The sequence below is a fragment of the Gemmatimonadaceae bacterium genome (assembly GCA_036003045.1).
GTDB lineage: Bacteria > Gemmatimonadota > Gemmatimonadetes > Gemmatimonadales > Gemmatimonadaceae > JAQBQB01.
The window spans coordinates 13,539-28,796 of the sequence record DASYSS010000033.1; the positions used below are offsets into that span (position 1 = coordinate 13,539).

Annotated in this window: 12 protein-coding genes; 9 read left to right on the top strand and 3 right to left on the bottom strand. The window is 65.9% G+C overall.

Features of this window, described 5'->3' with window-relative positions; translation table 11 throughout:
• The first annotated feature begins 140 nt into the window (after positions 1–140).
• From VGQ44_07640 to VGQ44_07665, 6 genes are read left to right on the top strand one after another with little or no spacing between them, the layout of a single operon-like run.
• On the top strand, positions 141–680 hold the full coding sequence (locus VGQ44_07640) for a DUF983 domain-containing protein (GenBank protein ID HEV8446676.1): 540 nt from the start codon (positions 141–143) through the stop codon (positions 678–680).
• Entirely contained in the window at positions 677–2,167 is a 1,491-nt protein-coding gene (locus tag VGQ44_07645) for an AMP-binding protein (protein HEV8446677.1), read from the top strand. The genes VGQ44_07640 and VGQ44_07645 overlap by 4 nt, the downstream gene beginning before the upstream one ends.
• A gap of 50 nt (positions 2,168–2,217) precedes the next feature.
• On the top strand, positions 2,218–4,095 hold the full coding sequence (locus VGQ44_07650) for a CocE/NonD family hydrolase (protein HEV8446678.1): 1,878 nt from the start codon (positions 2,218–2,220) through the stop codon (positions 4,093–4,095).
• Positions 4,096–4,115: 20 nt separating this feature from the next.
• Positions 4,116–5,414: an MFS transporter gene (locus tag VGQ44_07655; GenBank protein ID HEV8446679.1), complete on the top strand. Its 1,299-nt coding sequence runs from the start codon at positions 4,116–4,118 to the stop codon at positions 5,412–5,414.
• Between the two features lie 44 nt (positions 5,415–5,458).
• Complete coding sequence (locus VGQ44_07660) at positions 5,459–6,187, top strand: TVP38/TMEM64 family protein (protein ID HEV8446680.1); 729 nt, start codon at positions 5,459–5,461, stop codon at positions 6,185–6,187.
• A gap of 38 nt (positions 6,188–6,225) precedes the next feature.
• On the top strand, positions 6,226–8,868 hold the full coding sequence (locus tag VGQ44_07665) for a protein kinase (protein HEV8446681.1): 2,643 nt from the start codon (positions 6,226–6,228) through the stop codon (positions 8,866–8,868).
• Between the two features lie 27 nt (positions 8,869–8,895).
• Here VGQ44_07665 and VGQ44_07670 read toward each other — a convergent pair whose 3' ends face one another.
• Positions 8,896–11,568 (bottom strand): ADOP family duplicated permease, encoded by a 2,673-nt coding sequence (locus tag VGQ44_07670; GenBank protein HEV8446682.1) that lies wholly within the window; start codon positions 11,566–11,568, stop codon positions 8,896–8,898.
• Positions 11,565–11,888, bottom strand: a complete 324-nt coding sequence (locus VGQ44_07675; protein ID HEV8446683.1) for a PadR family transcriptional regulator — start codon at positions 11,886–11,888, stop codon at positions 11,565–11,567. Before VGQ44_07675 ends, VGQ44_07670 begins: the two co-directional genes overlap by 4 nt.
• A gap of 391 nt (positions 11,889–12,279) precedes the next feature.
• On the opposite strand from VGQ44_07675, the gene VGQ44_07680 reads away from it, so the two are divergent.
• On the top strand, positions 12,280–13,224 hold the full coding sequence (locus VGQ44_07680) for a DUF2268 domain-containing putative Zn-dependent protease (protein HEV8446684.1): 945 nt from the start codon (positions 12,280–12,282) through the stop codon (positions 13,222–13,224).
• Positions 13,225–14,361, top strand: a complete 1,137-nt coding sequence (locus VGQ44_07685) for a DUF3179 domain-containing (seleno)protein (protein HEV8446685.1) — start codon at positions 13,225–13,227, stop codon at positions 14,359–14,361. It abuts the gene before it with no gap.
• 4 nt (positions 14,362–14,365) lie between these two features.
• Here VGQ44_07685 and VGQ44_07690 read toward each other — a convergent pair whose 3' ends face one another.
• The gene (locus VGQ44_07690; protein ID HEV8446686.1) at positions 14,366–14,806 is read right to left on the bottom strand and encodes a GNAT family N-acetyltransferase; all 441 of its coding nucleotides are present in this window, start codon (positions 14,804–14,806) and stop codon (positions 14,366–14,368) included.
• 201 nt (positions 14,807–15,007) lie between these two features.
• Between VGQ44_07690 and VGQ44_07695 the strand changes: the two genes are divergently transcribed.
• A complete protein-coding gene (locus VGQ44_07695; GenBank protein ID HEV8446687.1) occupies positions 15,008–15,160 on the top strand; it encodes a hypothetical protein in 153 nt (50 codons plus the stop codon).
• Positions 15,161–15,258: the final 98 nt, after the last annotated feature.

Sequence of the window (15,258 nt, forward strand, 5' to 3'; positions counted from 1 at the left end):
TTGCTGCGTCGACCATCATTGTAGATGGGTCGGCCGCAAAAAACCACTCCATCCCCCGCTTTCCAACCTCAGACTTACAGAAACCGAACGGGCACCGTGACTTGCATCGCTCGTGTCCGCATTCGGGGGGAAAGTGCGTAATGGGCCAAGTCGCGTCGCCCGACGGGGTGCTCGCGTCGCGCCACTCCGCGCGGTCCGTCTGGACCGGGCGTCCGGCGTGCCGCAAGATTCTCGACCCGTTTCGGAGCGCCGCCCCTGCACGAAAACCGTCGAGCGCCGAATCCATCGTGAGCTCGCTCGGCCTGAAGCTCCACCGAGCACTGCGCCTTCGGTGCCCGCGATGCGGCGCGCCGGGCATGTGGGTCTCCTGGTTGAAGATGGCCCCGCGCTGCGCCTCGTGCGGTCTCGCCTTCGATCGGGGCGAACCCGACCACTGGCTCGGCGCCTTCGCGATCAATTGGGTCGCCGGTGAGGGGATCGCGGCGGTCGTAGCGATTGTCGTTCTGGCCGTCTGGTGGCCGAACGTCGTGCCGGGCATGCTCGTCGGCATCGCGCTCGCGCTGCTCATGCCACTTCTCTTCTTTCCATTCTCACGAACGATCTGGCTCGCGTTCGATCTCCACTTTCGCCCGGTGGAACCCGGCGACGGTTCGACTTCCCCTCCGGCACGCGACGCATGACGCTCACCGCGCTGTTCGACCAATCGCTGCGCGGGCGGGCCGATCGCGTCGCGCTCGACTACGCCGACGGCGGCGCCGCGCTCCGCACGTTGACCTTTGGCGAAATCGACGCGCGCGCGAATCGCATGGCGAACGAATTGGCGGCGCGCGGGCTCACGCGTGGCGACCGCCTCTGCCTTCATCTCGCGAATCGCGTCGACTTCATCGACGTGTTCCTCGCGTGCGCGCGGCTCGGCGTCGTTCTCGTGCCAATCAACATTCTCTATCGCGAGCGCGAACTGCGTCACATCGCGACGGACGCCGAACCGAGGGCGATCGTCGTCGAGTCCAACGCGGACGCTGCGTATCCGGAGGCAGCGACTCTCTGGAACGTTGCCGAGTTGAGCGCGTCGGCCGCATCGCGCGACGCCGGGCGGCCGGAGATCGCGTTGAACGGGAGAGATCCGGCGCTCATCGTGTACACGTCGGGCACCACCGGGACGGCCAAGGGTGCGGTACTCTCGCACGACAACCTCGCCGCCAACGGAAACACGCTCGTCTCGGCGTGGCGAATCACCGACGCCGACCGCTATCTGGCGATGTTGCCGCTGTTCCACGTGCACGGCCTGGCGAACGGGCTTCACAGTTGGCTCATCAGCGGATGTCGAATGCGGTTGCTCGAGCGATTCGACCATCGCGCGACGCCGCGCGTGATGACGGAGTTCAAGCCGACGCTGGTGTTCGGCGTGCCGACGGTGTACGTCCGGCTGCTCGATCCCGCGGTCGTGAGCGACGACGCGGCTCGAGCCATCGGAGCGGCGGCGCGGCTTTTCGTGTCGGGTTCGGCGCCGCTCCCGGCTCACGTCCACGAGGCGTTTCGCGCGCGATTCGGGCACACGATTCTCGAGCGCTACGGCATGAGCGAGGCGCTCATGATTACCAGCAACCCCCTCGATGGCGAGCGGCGCCCCGGGTCGGTCGGCCCGCCGCTTCCCGGTGTCTCGGTCCGCATCGTCGCCGAGGACGGCGAATCGCTCGGTGACGACGAGGTGGGCGAAGTCGAGATGCGATCGCCGCACCTGTTCGCCGAGTATTGGCGGCGCCCCGACGCGACCGCCGCGGCGTTCCACGACGGATGGTTTCGCACCGGCGACGTCGGCGTGCGCTCCACCGACGGCTACTACACGCTGCGCGGCAGGCGCGGCGACCTGATCATCAGCGGCGGGTTCAACATTTACCCGCGTGAGATCGAGGACGTGCTGCTCGAGAATTCCGGCGTGCGCGAAGCCGCGGTGGTCGGCGCCCCCGACGCGCTGCGCGGCGAGGTACCGGTCGCGTACATCGTGAGCGACGAAGAACCGGATGTCCCCGCGCTCGAGGCGGTATGCCGCGCCCAGCTCGCGTCGTTCAAGGTGCCGCGTGCGTTCGTGCGGATCGATGCCCTGCCGCGCACGGCTCTCGGGAAGGTGCAGAAACACCTGCTCCCGGCGTGGAAGGACGGTAGCTGATCGGCGGCGCCCGATCTATGTTCTCAGCGCCTCGAACAACCCTCCGCCATATGCGACGTCTTCGATGGGCGCTCGTCCTCCCGCTGGCGATCATCCTGCCGTCGCCGGTCCGATCGCAGGAAGCGTCCGGTCCATTGTTCAGTTTCGAAGAGGTGATGATCCCGGTGCGCGATGGTGCGCATCTCCAAACGGTGATCATGCGCCCAATGGGCCACTCCGAGCCGCTGCCGATCCTGCTCAGGCGCACGCCGTACGGCGTGCCGAACGGGCCGCCGCCCGCCGTGGCAGTCAGTCAGAACTGGATCTGGACCGACGGATACATCATCGTCATTCAGAACCTTCGCGGCCGTTTCAAGTCGGAGGGCACGTTCCTGCTCTCGTCGGCGGTCAACTTGGCGGACAAGTCGCCGAAGAACGTCAATGAGACGACCGACGCGTACGACACCATCGACTGGCTCGTGAAGAACGTGCCCAACAACAGCGGCAAGGTCGGGATGCTCGGCGTGTCGTACGACGGACTGACCTCCGCGATGACCTTGCTCATGCCGCATCCGGCGCTCAAGGCGATCAGCGAGCAGGCGTCGCCGGCCGACCAGTGGATGAACGACGACAACCATCGCTACGGCGCGCTGCGCGAGAGTTACACGTTCGAGTACTCGGTGATGGAGCAGGCGAGCAAGACCGCCAACACGCACTTCGACTTCGGCACGTACGACTCCTATGAGTGGTATCTGAAGCTCGGCCCGCTCTCGAACATCAACGCGAAGTATCTGCACAACTCCATTCCCGCGTGGAACGAGATCGCCGAGCATCCGAACTACGACGCCTACAACAAACGCGAGGCGTGGTATACGCAGATCAGAGGCTCGACGGTCCCGAACCTGAACGTCGCCGGCTTCTGGGATCAGGAGGATCCGAGGGGCCCGTGGGCGATCTTCCACCAAGCGGAGAAGAACGACCCCGATCACACCAACTTCATCGTGGCAGGACCCTGGTACCACGGCTCGTGGCACTCCCCGAAGAACGACAGCATCGGCATCATTCCGCTCGGTGGCCACGCGACGGCGCGCGAGTTCCGCGACAACATCGAAGCGCCGTTCTTCCGCTATTACCTCCAGGGAAAGGGTACGAAGCCCGGCTGGCGCGCGACGACGTTTCAAACGGGCTCGAATTCATGGAAGACGTACGATGCGTGGCCGCCGCGCGTCGCGAAGCCCACGGACCTGTATCTCCACGCCGACGGCACGCTCTCATTCGACAAGCCGACGAGTGGAGCGACGTACCGCGAATACATCTCCGATCCGGCGAATCCGGTGCCCTACCGCCAGCGCCCAATCTCACCGACGTATCCGGGCGGCGACTGGCGTCTCTGGGAGGTGGCCGACCAGCGCTTTGTCGACGGACGACCGGACGTCCTCACCTACACGAGCGCGCGGCTCGAACACGACGTTACCGTCACGGGCGCGCTTTCCGCGACGCTGTTCGCGTCGACGTCGGGCACGGACGCCGACTTCGTCGTGAAACTGATCGACGTCTACCCGGACAGCGCGCAGAGCAACGCGTGGAACCCTGATTTCGGTCCCGCACCGAACGCGTATGCGCGTTCGCTCAACGGCTACGAGCTGCCGATCGCGATGGAAGTTCGGCGTGGGCGCTTCCTGCAAAGCTTCGAGACGCCGCGCCCGCTCGTCGCGAACCAGGCGACCGAGTGGTCGATCCCGCTCCGCGAGCACGACCACGTGTTCCTCAAAGGACATCGCATCATGGTGCAGGTGCAGTCGTCGTGGTTCCCGATCATCGATCGCAACCCGCAGAAGTTCATGCCGAGCATTTTCGACGCGAAGGCGAGCGATTTTGTGAAAGCGTCGCAACGCGTCTACAGCTCGGCCACGTTCCCCTCGCACGTCACGCTGCCAGTCGTTCCCTGACGCCCCCCCCCGCCGCCCCGATGGCTACCCAAAGCGTCGCGATCGACGCAACCGCGACCAGAACGAAACTGAACCGCCAGCAGATCGTCGGCTTTTGGGCCGCGTGGACTGGATGGCTGCTCGACGGCATGGATTCGGTGATCTACGCGCTCGTGCTCGCGCCGGCGCTCACCGAGTTGCTTCCGCGTTCGGGGATCGAGGCGACGCCCGCGAAGATCGGATTCGTCGGATCGATTCTGTTCGCGATGTTTCTCGCCGGTTGGGGACTGTCGTTCATCTGGGGACCGATCGCCGACCGTTTTGGTCGTACTCGATCGCTGGCCGCGACGATCGCGGTCTATGCGCTCTTCACGGGCGCCGCCGCGTTCGCGCAGAACGTGTGGCAGCTGGGCGTGTTTCGTCTGCTCGCCGGGATCGGCGTGGGCGGCGAATGGGCGATGGCGGGAACGTACGTCGCCGAGGCCTGGCCGGAGGACCGTCGAAAGATGGGCGCGGGCTACCTGCAGACGGGCTACTACTTCGGCTTCTTCTTCGCCGCGGCGCTCAACTATACGGTCGGCGCGCGCTTCGGTTGGCGCGCGATGTTCCTGTGCGGATTCATCCCGGTCGTCGTCTCCGTGCTCACGTTGCGCCGCGTGAAAGAGCCCGAACGTTGGAGGCGGCACGAGTCCGAAGCGAAACGCACGCATCCACTCGCCGAGATCTTTAACGCGAAGTATCGGAAGCGCACGCTCGTGAACTCGGCGCTGCTCACGGTCGCGATCATCGGCCTGTGGGCGGGAGCGGTCTACGAGCCGGCGGCGATCACGACGCTCGCGAAGAAGGCGGGCATCGTCGGAGCGGCCGCGGCGAAACGCGTCTCAGTCGGCACCGGCGTTCTGTCGATCGGCACGATCCTCGGCTGCATCTGCCTGCCCGTCTTCGCCGAACGGTGGGGCCGCAAGACGACGGTCGCGCTGTACTTCGCGGGCATGATGCTGACCATTCCGCTCGCCTTCGGCTGGGCGTTTTATCTGGACAACGGGCTTTCACCGTTCATCGTCATCCTGTTCTTCATGGGATTCGCGGGGGGGAGCTTCGCCGCGTTCAGCCTGTGGCTGCCGGAGCAGTACGACACGCGCGTACGCGCGACCGCGTTCGCATTCTCAACGAGCGTCGGCCGGTTCGTCGGCGCGGGCGTGAACTTCCTGATCGCGTCGATGGTGCTGCGCATGGGCACACTTGGCACGCCGGTCGCGCTCACGGCCATCGCGTTCGGGCTCGGGATCCTGATCATTCCGCTGGCCATCGAGACGACGGGACAGGCTCTGCCGGAGTAGAGCGTGCCGAGCGGGGCGGCACGCGGCTTGACCTTAGTGGCTCCATGACTTCGGCAGACCTTCGCCGTGTGTCGGCGTTGCCGCCCCGCAGACAACGAGCGACTTGGCGAGACTGGGTTCGGCTCGCGATCCCCGTCGTGCTGCTCGCGGGCCTCGTCGTCGCCGGATGGCAACTCGGCTATTTCGATCTCACCGAACACGACGCCCTGCATGAAGCGGCGACGCGAGCGAGCGGAATTCCATGGCTCGCGCCAATGTTCGTTGCCGTCTACGCGGGATTGGCTGCGCTGGCGGCACCGGTGTCGCCGCTCGCCTACGGCGCGGGCGCCGTCTTCGGAGTCGTCGAGGGATCGATCCTCGTGTGGACGGCGTCGATGATCGGAAGCGCGGCGGGATACACGCTCGCGCGAACCGTATGGTCGGAGTCCGCGCGCCGCTTGCTCGGGCGGCACGAAGCCAGGCTTCGGAAACTCCGGGATGGAAATACGTTTTTGACGGTGCTCCGCATTCAACTCTTGCCTGTCGTCCCGTTCGGGCTGCTCACGTACGCGGCCGGAACGGCGCGACTGAACTTCGTTCCGTATTGGCTCGGCAGCGGGGTCGGAATCATCCCGTCCACCATCGCGGCGGTGTACGTCGGGGACCGGTTGCGCGCGGGGGTACGAGGGGGCGGTGGACATCCGTTTCTGGTGGCCGGTCTGGTCATGGCCGGGGTGCTGATCCTGTCCTTCCTTCCGACGCTCATCGCGAAGCGCAACGAGCGCTCGGACTGACTCTCGCGGCGCGGCCGAGCCCGCCGCATCTTAGGTTCGTGCCAGCCGACACGGAACGCCTCTCCGCGGCGCTCGCCGACCGCTATGCGATCGAGCACGCGTTGGGCCAGGGCGGGATGGCAACCGTTTACCTCGCGCGCGATCTCAAGCACGACCGCGGCGTCGCCATCAAGGTCTTGAAGCCGGAGCTCGCGGCGGTGCTCGGCGCCGAACGCTTTGTCGTCGAGATCAAGACGACGGCGGCGCTTCAGCATCCACACATCCTCCCGCTCTTCGACTCCGGAACGGCCGACGGATTCCTGTACTATGTCATGCCGTACGTCGAAGGCGAGACGATTCGCCAGAAGCTCAACCGCGAAACGCAGTTCGGGATCGACGACTCGGTTCGAATCGCGCGCGAGGTCGCCGACGCCCTCGACTACGCACACCGGCATGGCGTGATCCACCGCGACATCAAGCCGGAAAACGTCTTGCTGCACGACGGCCGCGCCATGGTGATGGACTTCGGCATCGCGCTCGCCGTGAGCGCGGCGGCGGGCGGCCGAATGACCGAGACGGGGCTGTCGCTCGGCACGCCGCACTACATGAGTCCCGAGCAGGCGACCGCGGACAAGGATATCACACCGCGGTCCGACATCTACTCGCTCGGCACAGTGCTCTACGAGATGCTCGCCGGCGAGCCGCCGCACGTCGGCGGATCGGCGCAGGCCGTGATCATGAAGATCATCGCCGACGAGGCGCGGCCCGTGCAGGAATTGCGTCGGTCCGTTCCTCCGAACGTCGCGGCGGCCGTCGCCAGGGCGATCGAAAAGGTTCCGGCGGACCGATTCGAGAACGCGAAAGCGTTCGCCGATGCACTGGCCAACCCGGCGTTCACGACCGTCATGGCGGCGCGCGGAAACGCGCCGCGTGCGGCCGGCGTATCGCCCGCTTTGTTCTGGTCCGCGGCGGCGATCGCGTTGGTGTCCCTCGCCGGCGCCGCCTGGAGTTGGCGTCGCCCAACACCCCCGCACGCCGTCACACGCGTGAGCATGGGTTTTCCCGACAACCAGCGTCTCACGGACCTCGCGTCGTTCTTTCGCGTGTCGTTGTCACCCGATGGACGGACCTTGGTCTACGTGGGGGCCGGCACCACGCTGTCGGCTTCGAGACTCTGGATTAGACACCTCGATGAGCTGACGGCCACGCCGCTCGCGGGCACCGACGGCGCCATCAATCCCTCGTTTTCGCCGGATGGAAGGCGCCTCGCGTTCGTGAGCTCGAACGACATGGCGCTGCGCGTCGTCGCGGTGAGTGGAGGAGCGACGACCGTACTCGTCGACTCCCTGGTGGATCGCGGCGGCGTCTCGTGGGGCACGGACGGCTACATCTATTACGACGGGCACCTTCCCGGAGACGGACTGGCGCGGGTCCCCGAGACCGGCGGAAAGGCGGAGGCGGCGACGAGCAGCGACTCGACCAGCGAACGATTTCACATGAATCCGTCGGCCCTGCCGAACGCGCGTGGAGTGCTCTTCACGATCGCTCGTCCCAGCGGCCTGCCCACGTACGACATCGGCGTCCTCGATTCAAGAACTGGAAAGTACAAAGTCCTGGTGCGCGGAGCGATTGGCCGCTACGCCGAGTCCGGACACCTGATCTACGTCACGGCCGACGGGACCATGATGGCGGCGCCGTTCGACCTCGAGCATCTCCGAATCACCGGCGAAGCATTTTCGCTCGCGCAGGGCGTGGCGGTTCGCGCCCTATCCCGCGGCGACGTTTCGATCTCGGCCAGCGGCACGATGGTGTATGCGGCGGGATCGACGGGCGGAGGACTGGGCGATTTGGCGTGGGTCACCCGCGACGGGAAGATCACGCCGGTCGATTCACAGTTCGCGCGTTACTTCATCGGCCCGCTCCACCTGTCACCGGACGGACGCCAGGCCGCCGTCACGACCCTCGACCTCGATGCGCAGCGCAGCGTTTGGGTGAAGCAGCTCGATCACGGGCCCGCGACCCGAGTGATGAACGCCGGGTCGCCCGCATGGTCGCCCGATGGGAAGACGCTGATCGCCACGACCAATTCGAAGCTCGCCCTCGGCCCGGCGGACGGCAGCAGCCCTCCGCGCGAGATCGACGTGGGGCACGTGGCGCCGGCGACGCCCGTCGTTTCACCCGACGGAAAATGGTTCATCTACATCCAGCAGGGTGCCATCTATGCGCGGAGCGCGGTGCCGGGGGACTCGGCGACGAAACTTCTCGTCTCGGGTCTACATCAGAGCGCCCCGGCCATTTCCCCCGATGGCCGCTGGCTCGCGTATTCGTCCGACGAGAGCGGAAGAGAGGAGATCTACGTTCGACCGCTCCCCGACGCGAAGGCATCCAAGCAGCAAGTCTCGGTTGCCGGCGGAATCTCACCGCATTGGTCGCGCACCGGACGCGAGCTGTACTTCGTCGACGAGTCGCGTCACATGGTGGCGGTTCCCGTCACGCCCGGTCCGACGTTCATCGCCGGCGAGCCGAAACAGTTGTTCGATGTCTCGATGGGATACACGCCGACAAGCGGAGTTCCGTTCGACATCGCCGCCGACGGCCGATTTCTTGTCGCGCGCGTGCCGGGAATAGGCTCCGGAACCCGGGACGAGGTGATCCTCGTCGAAAACCTCTTCGACGATCTCAAGGCGAAGACCAAGCGTTGATTCCGGTCCGCGTTAGCAGATCATTCTTCACTCGCGAAGCGCCTCCATCGGGTCGACGCGAATCGCTCGACGTGCCGGGACGAGACACGCCGCCGCCGCAACGACGAGCAGAATTGCGGCCGCGCCGCCCAGCATGAGCGGATCCATGGGGCCGACGCCGAACAACAGCGCGCGCAAGTAGCGCGTCGTGGCAAGCGCGCCGACCAAACCGAGGATCACTCCGATCGCGGCCAAGCCAAGCCCGCGAGAGAGCACCATGCGCAGCAGGTTGCCGGGCGTCGCGCCGAGGGCGCTGCGCAAACCGATCTCGCGCGTTCGTTCGGCGACGCTGCCCGCCAACACACCATAAATGCCCGCGGCCGAGAGCAGCAGCGCCAGCGCGGCGAACGTGCCGAACAGCGTGAGCGCAAGCGAACGTTGCGCGGCGGACGATGCTACGACGACGTCCATCGTACGGACGTCGGTGACCGGCTGCGATGGATCGACCGCCGACACCGCGGCGCGTACCTGGCGCACAAGCGCCCCGGACGACGAGCGCGTACGCACGACGAGCACGCCGCTGCCATTCGCCCACCCCCAGGCCGACTCGGGGACGTAAAACGCTCGGCGATCGTCGGCGTCGAGCGACTGGTGATGCACGTCGGCGGACACACCGATGACCGTGGACCAGTGGTGTCGCGCGTTCGGAATGAAGATCTGTCTTCCGAGAACGTTCCGATCGGCCGCGCCCCACAACGCTTTGGCAAGCGACGCGCTGATGACGGCGACCGATGACGATGTGTCCCGCGCATCCTGATCGGTGAAATCGCGGCCGGCGACGAGATGAATGCGCATCGTCTTCAAGTAGTCGCCGACGACGCGATATCCGGTCGCGTACGGCGACAACTCAGGGTTCGTGAGGGGTCTGTCCTGCGCGATGATGCCGTACATGTCGAAGTTGCCGCCCAACGGGACCGACGTGGTCACCGCTGCGCCGATCACGCCCGGCACGGCCAAGGCCGCGTCGATCGTACGCTGCCGGAAGTCGATCACCGCTTCGTTCGCGGCGTACCGAGGTCCCGACGCCTCGATCTGCATCGTGATCAAGTCGCTCGGGTCGAACCCGGGATCGACGGCGAGCAAACGAACGAGGCTGCGCGCCAAGAGCCCCGCGCTGGCGAGCAACAACAGTGCGAGCGCCATCTCCGCGACCACGAGTGTCGAGCGCGTGCGGTGATGGTCCCCGCCGCGCACTCGGCTCGCGCCGCGCAGCGCGCCGGAGTAGAGCACGCGCCGGCGCGCGCCTCGCGCGGGCACGATGCCGAGCACGATCGCCAACGGGATGACGATCGCCGCGACCAACGCGAGAGCCGCCGGATCGAAATGGATCGCGTCGATCCTCGGGAACGAACGCGGCAGCTTGGCGACGAGGACGGGAAGCGTGGCCCAGCCAAGCGCGACGCCCAACAGTCCGCCGGCCGCCGCGATGACGAGTCCTTCGGCCGCGAGCTGCTGCGCCAATCGACCCGTTCCCGCACCAAGCGCCAACCGCACGCCGAACTCGGCGTCGCGTCGCACTGCTCGCGCGAGTTGCAAGTTGACGACGTTCGCGATGGCGATGAGCAGCACCAACACCACCGCACCGGCGATCGCGTAAAGCGCCGGACGGACGGCTCGCGTCACCTGTTCCTGCATCGGCTTCAAGAAGACTCCGGCGGCCGAATACTCTTTAGGGTTCGCAGCGACGATCCGCGCCGAGACTTGATCGAGCTCGACGTTCGCGCGTTCGCGGGACACACCGGCGCGAATGCGCGCGATCGCTGTGAGATGCCGGCACGAGCGGCAGGCCCACGGCTGGCCTACGGCGTAACCCAGCGGCGAGTAGATCTGCGCGCCCGATTGGTGAACGTCCTCGTAGGACTTCGGGAGGACGCCGATCACCGTCCACGGCGTTCCGCCCAGCTGAATCGTGCGCCCGACGATCGCTGAATCCGCCGCGAAGCGTCGCATCCACAATCCATAGGAAAGGAGGACTACCTTTGCGCCGCCGAACGCGTTCAGTTGAGTGGGTTTGTCCTCGTCGCTCGCGAAGTCGCGGCCGAGCATCGGACGCACGCCGAGCGTATGGAAGTAGTTCCAGGTGACGCGCGAGCCACTGAGGCGCTCGGGAGCGGTCGGGTCGGAGAGGGTCGGGATCCACGACGAGACCGCGGCCAACGATTCGAGCGTCGTCGCGTTGGCGCGAATGTCTTGCACCGTCGCGAAGCCGGTGGTGAGCTGGCGCCCGGTTTGGTCGCGCTCCCAGACGTAGACGAGCCGGTCCGGATGGGCGTACGGAAGCGACCGTATGAGCAACGGGTCGACGACGCTGAAGATTGCCGTCGTCGGGCCGATCGCGAGCGCGAGCGTGACCGCGCAGAGTGTCGCGAACGCCGGTGCGCGACGCAGCAGGCGGGCGCCATGACGGAGGTCGGCGAAGAACGATGACATGAGATCCTCGTGGTGTCGTGCGCGCCGAAGAGCGGAGAGAGAACCGAAATGACGAATGGCGACGAGTGCCTCCCACCAGAAGCGCGATCGGGCGAACGCCGAGCGGCGCGCGACGTCCTCGCGATACCGCTCGACCAGGTCACCGACGATCGCATTCCGCGCGTCTGGACGGATGACGCGGTCGAGGAGCCAAATGCCGAGGGCAGGCGGGTCGCGATCGCTGTTCGTCATGGGGTATCGAGTCCCACATCGAGTCCTGCTGCCATACGACGAAGCGCGAACAGATTGTCCTTCAGCGCACGTCTACCCGCCGCGGTCACCGAGTAGTACCTCTTCGCGCGGCCCCCGCGCTCGGAGGTCGGCTCACCGACGCGCGACCCGACGAGCCCCTTCGCCTCGAGACGAGAGAGCGCCTTGTAGATCGTGCCAAGCGTGAGATCACGCCGTGCGCGCAGCCGGACCTCCCGCTGCACCGGCACGCCATAGGCCTCGTCACCCGATTGGAGGACGGCAAGGAGAACGATCTGCTCGAGGTCGCCGAGGGGTTCCATTTTGGTTTGTTAGACAATGCCGGGGAAATAAAGGTTGGCTCCTGTGTCGATGTCGAGCTGGACCTCCGAACTGCTCACCGCAGAGACGCCGCGGACCGCAGCGGGCCGCAGAGGACTGCCCTAACGACCGGAATCTTCGCTCAACGAGCGAATTTTTTCGGTTGACTGCCGCTCGGGAGACTTCGATTGGGCGCGCGTGAGCTCGGTTCTCATGAGTGGTATCCCGAGCGGCTGTCCCCAAGAAATCCGGCTCGTTGCGCGAGGAACTCAACTTGGGAGGTTGTCCTCTGCGGACCTTTGCGTCCTCTGCGTCCGCTGCGGTGGGTAGTTGCAGTTTCAGTTCGCTCCCCACGGGTGGCCAAATCGAGATGCGCGCGCGTAAACTCCGCGTGTGCGCCGATTCCTTACACTTGCGATGCTTCTCGTGATCGGGGGCCTGGTTTCGTACCAGGCCTACCGGTCGCGCGGCGTCATACCGGGCGAGGTGAGCGATGCCGACGTGCACCGCTTCGTCGGCGCGATGCATCGGATATCGGCGAGCGATTCGGCGTGTGCCGCGCTCGAAGATTATTTCAGGGGGGCGTCGCGGGGGTTGCGGGCGTACGAGAGCAAGTTGGGACTGAACCGGAAAACGCTGTGCGCGGCGATCCGGCGGTCGCCGGCTCGGTACGCGTCGATCGAAGGGAAAGTGAGCACGCTCGACTCCGCGGTGACGCGGGTCGATTCGATCTTCGCGCGCTTTCGAGAGATTTACCCGGCGGGGCGACAGCCCGGCGTGTACTTCGTCGTCGGCGCGGGCATGGCGCTGGGCACGACGACGCACACCAGCGATCCGGTCGTCCTCATCGGCGTGGAGCGCGCGGGAGATCCGGCGCGCCTCGCGTCGGTCGTCGCGCACGAGTTCGTGCACACCCAGCAGGACTATCCGTGGATCGGCATCCTCACGGGCGGGCCGTCATTTTTGCGGGGCACCCTGCTCCGCCAATCGATCATGGAGGGGTCGGCCAATCTGGTCGCCGAGTTGGTGACCGGCGTTCCCAACCGGAACGAGTACGCGGAGGCGCACGAGGCAGAGCTTTGGTCCGAGTTCTCGCGCGAGATGCACGGCAAGGACTACAGCAGGTGGCTCTGGAACGGCGGCAATCCGCGGCGGGGCGATCGCCCCGCGGATCTCGGATATTGGATCGGATATCGAATCACGAAGTCGTACTACGACCGCGCCGCCGACAAGCCCCGTGCAATCCATGATATTCTGACCATCCGGGACTTCGATCGTTTTCTTACGGCGAGCGGGTACGCCCCCGTCCCCCCACCACACGCTCCGGGAGCGCACTAGGTGAAGAAGCTGTTCTACGCCGGATTGCTGCTGCTGGTGCTGTTCGAGCTGGCGAACGTGTACTTCATCATGCCGCTCCCCTACAGCCAGCGCGTGCGCAGCATCGACGTCGCCTATTTCCTCTACCAACGGCGCTGGTGGATTCGCGGCGGACTCGGTCTTGTTATGCTGGTCGGACTGTTCAGCGTAGCCCGGACTCCCGGATGGCGGCGATGGCTGGCAATCCCGGCGCTCGGTGCGGCGGGATACGTCGCCTACGTGACGAATTTCGTGATGTCGGCCGACCACATCTTTCTCCCGCCGAACCACGTCGCGCTGGCGCGGCTCGACAAGAACACCGTCGAACCCGGCCGGCTGGTCGTCGGAGTTGACTTGGGCGGCGAGGCGCGCGCGTATCCCGTGCGTTTCGTCGGCTATCACCATCAGGTGCGCGACACGGTCGACGGCATTCCGATTCTCGTGACCTTCTGTACGGTCTGCCGGACGGGCCGCGTGTTCAGCCCGACGATCGATGGAAAGAGCGAGTCGTTCCGTCTGGTCGGCATGGACCACTTCAATGCGATGTTCGAGGACCGGACGACGGGCAGCTGGTGGCGGCAGGCGACCGGCGAAGCCGTGGCGGGGCCGCGAAAAGGGCGCGCGCTCCGTCAGATCCCGAGCATGCAGGTCACGCTGTCGCGGTGGCTCGCGATGCATCCGCGGTCGCTCATCATGCAGCCCGACTCCGCGTTCATCGACCGCTACGCGGAAAGCTTCGACTACGAGAAAGGATTGAGCCGTTCGCCGCTCACCGGAACGGACACGGTGTCATGGCACGACAAGGCGTGGGTCGTCGGCGTCACGATGAAGGGCGAGAGCAAAGCGTACGACTGGAATCGTCTCCGCCGCGAGGGTGTGGTGAATGACGTCGTGGGCGGACAGCCGATCGTCGTCGCTCTCTCGCGCGACAGCACCAACTTCTTCGCGTTTCAGCGCCCGGACACGAACCGCTTCAAACTCCGCGGCGACTCGCTCGTCTCGCGCGGCGGCATCTACTCACTCGCCGGCACCGGGTCGATCGCTCTCAAACCGATCTTCGCGTCGCAGGAGTTCTGGCACAGCTGGCGGACGTTCCACCCCGACACGAAGACCTACTGAGTCGTCAGGACGACCGCGCCTCCGGGCGGTCGCGCACCAGATCTTGGTATTCAGGGTGGCGCGCGATGTACTCGGTCACGAACGGACACCGCACGATCACCTTGGCACCGCGCGCTCGCGCTAGATCGAGCGCTGTGCGCGCCAGGCGCGACGCGAGCCCCTTGCCGGCGAGCTCGGCGGGCACTTCCGTGTGAACCAGGATGAAGGTGCCGTCACGAGTGACGCGATACGTGAGATAGGCGAGCCCATCGAGCGTCGACACCTCGAAACGCGATTCCTTTTCGTTGTTGACGACCTCGACGGTCTCCGACGCGGCCGGCGGATCGACCGCGCCGTGCGCACCGGTCACCGCCGTCCAGCTCGGCGCGTCGCTTGCCGGAAAGGACTCGCGGGAGGTCTCGTCGACGTCGTCGGGAGGGATGGGAGAGGATCCGGTATCATTCATGTGATGCTCCGTTTTTGTGTTGCATCTCCCGTTCGCGCTCGCGGCCGTCACTTTGACGAAACCGTTACCTGACGCGACCTGCGCGGGCGCGTCCCAGTGAGCATCGATAAAGATGTGCCGATGCAGAAGTCGGGAGGTATACCAGTGGACGTTGTCATCGTTTCGACCACGTGTCCGTATTGCGGCGGCACCGAGCCCTTGATGCGATCGGAGACGTCGCTCTCGGACGCCGCCCTTACCAAGCAATTTCGCGGCGCAACGATCCGCTGCATCCACGTTGGCTGCGAAAAATCCTACGCGATTCGCAAGGGCGACCTCAAGATCCGGCACGAGGCGGCCACGACGGCGTCCTAGCGCGAGCTCGAGGCGAGCCGTTCCGAGATCCAGGATGGGACGAGGAGGTCGTCGCCGATACGGACGATTTCTGTCGGATCCTTGGTTCCGGTTGAACG

Excerpts from the sequence above, each read along its gene's own strand:
- VGQ44_07650 (HEV8446678.1), top strand. The coding sequence starts at position 2,218 with ATGCGACGTCTTCGATGGGCGCTCGTCCTCCCGCTGGCGATCATCCTG.
- VGQ44_07660 (HEV8446680.1), top strand. The coding sequence starts at position 5,459 with ATGACTTCGGCAGACCTTCGCCGTGTGTCGGCGTTGCCGCCCCGCAGA.
- VGQ44_07640 (HEV8446676.1), top strand. The coding sequence starts at position 141 with ATGGGCCAAGTCGCGTCGCCCGACGGGGTGCTCGCGTCGCGCCACTCC.
- VGQ44_07670 (HEV8446682.1), bottom strand. The coding sequence starts at position 11,568 with ATGACGAACAGCGATCGCGACCCGCCTGCCCTCGGCATTTGGCTCCTC.
- VGQ44_07645 (HEV8446677.1), top strand. The coding sequence starts at position 677 with ATGACGCTCACCGCGCTGTTCGACCAATCGCTGCGCGGGCGGGCCGAT.
- VGQ44_07675 (HEV8446683.1), bottom strand. The coding sequence starts at position 11,888 with ATGGAACCCCTCGGCGACCTCGAGCAGATCGTTCTCCTTGCCGTCCTC.
- VGQ44_07655 (HEV8446679.1), top strand. The coding sequence starts at position 4,116 with ATGGCTACCCAAAGCGTCGCGATCGACGCAACCGCGACCAGAACGAAA.
- VGQ44_07695 (HEV8446687.1), top strand. The coding sequence starts at position 15,008 with ATGCGATCGGAGACGTCGCTCTCGGACGCCGCCCTTACCAAGCAATTT.
- VGQ44_07690 (HEV8446686.1), bottom strand. The coding sequence starts at position 14,806 with ATGAATGATACCGGATCCTCTCCCATCCCTCCCGACGACGTCGACGAG.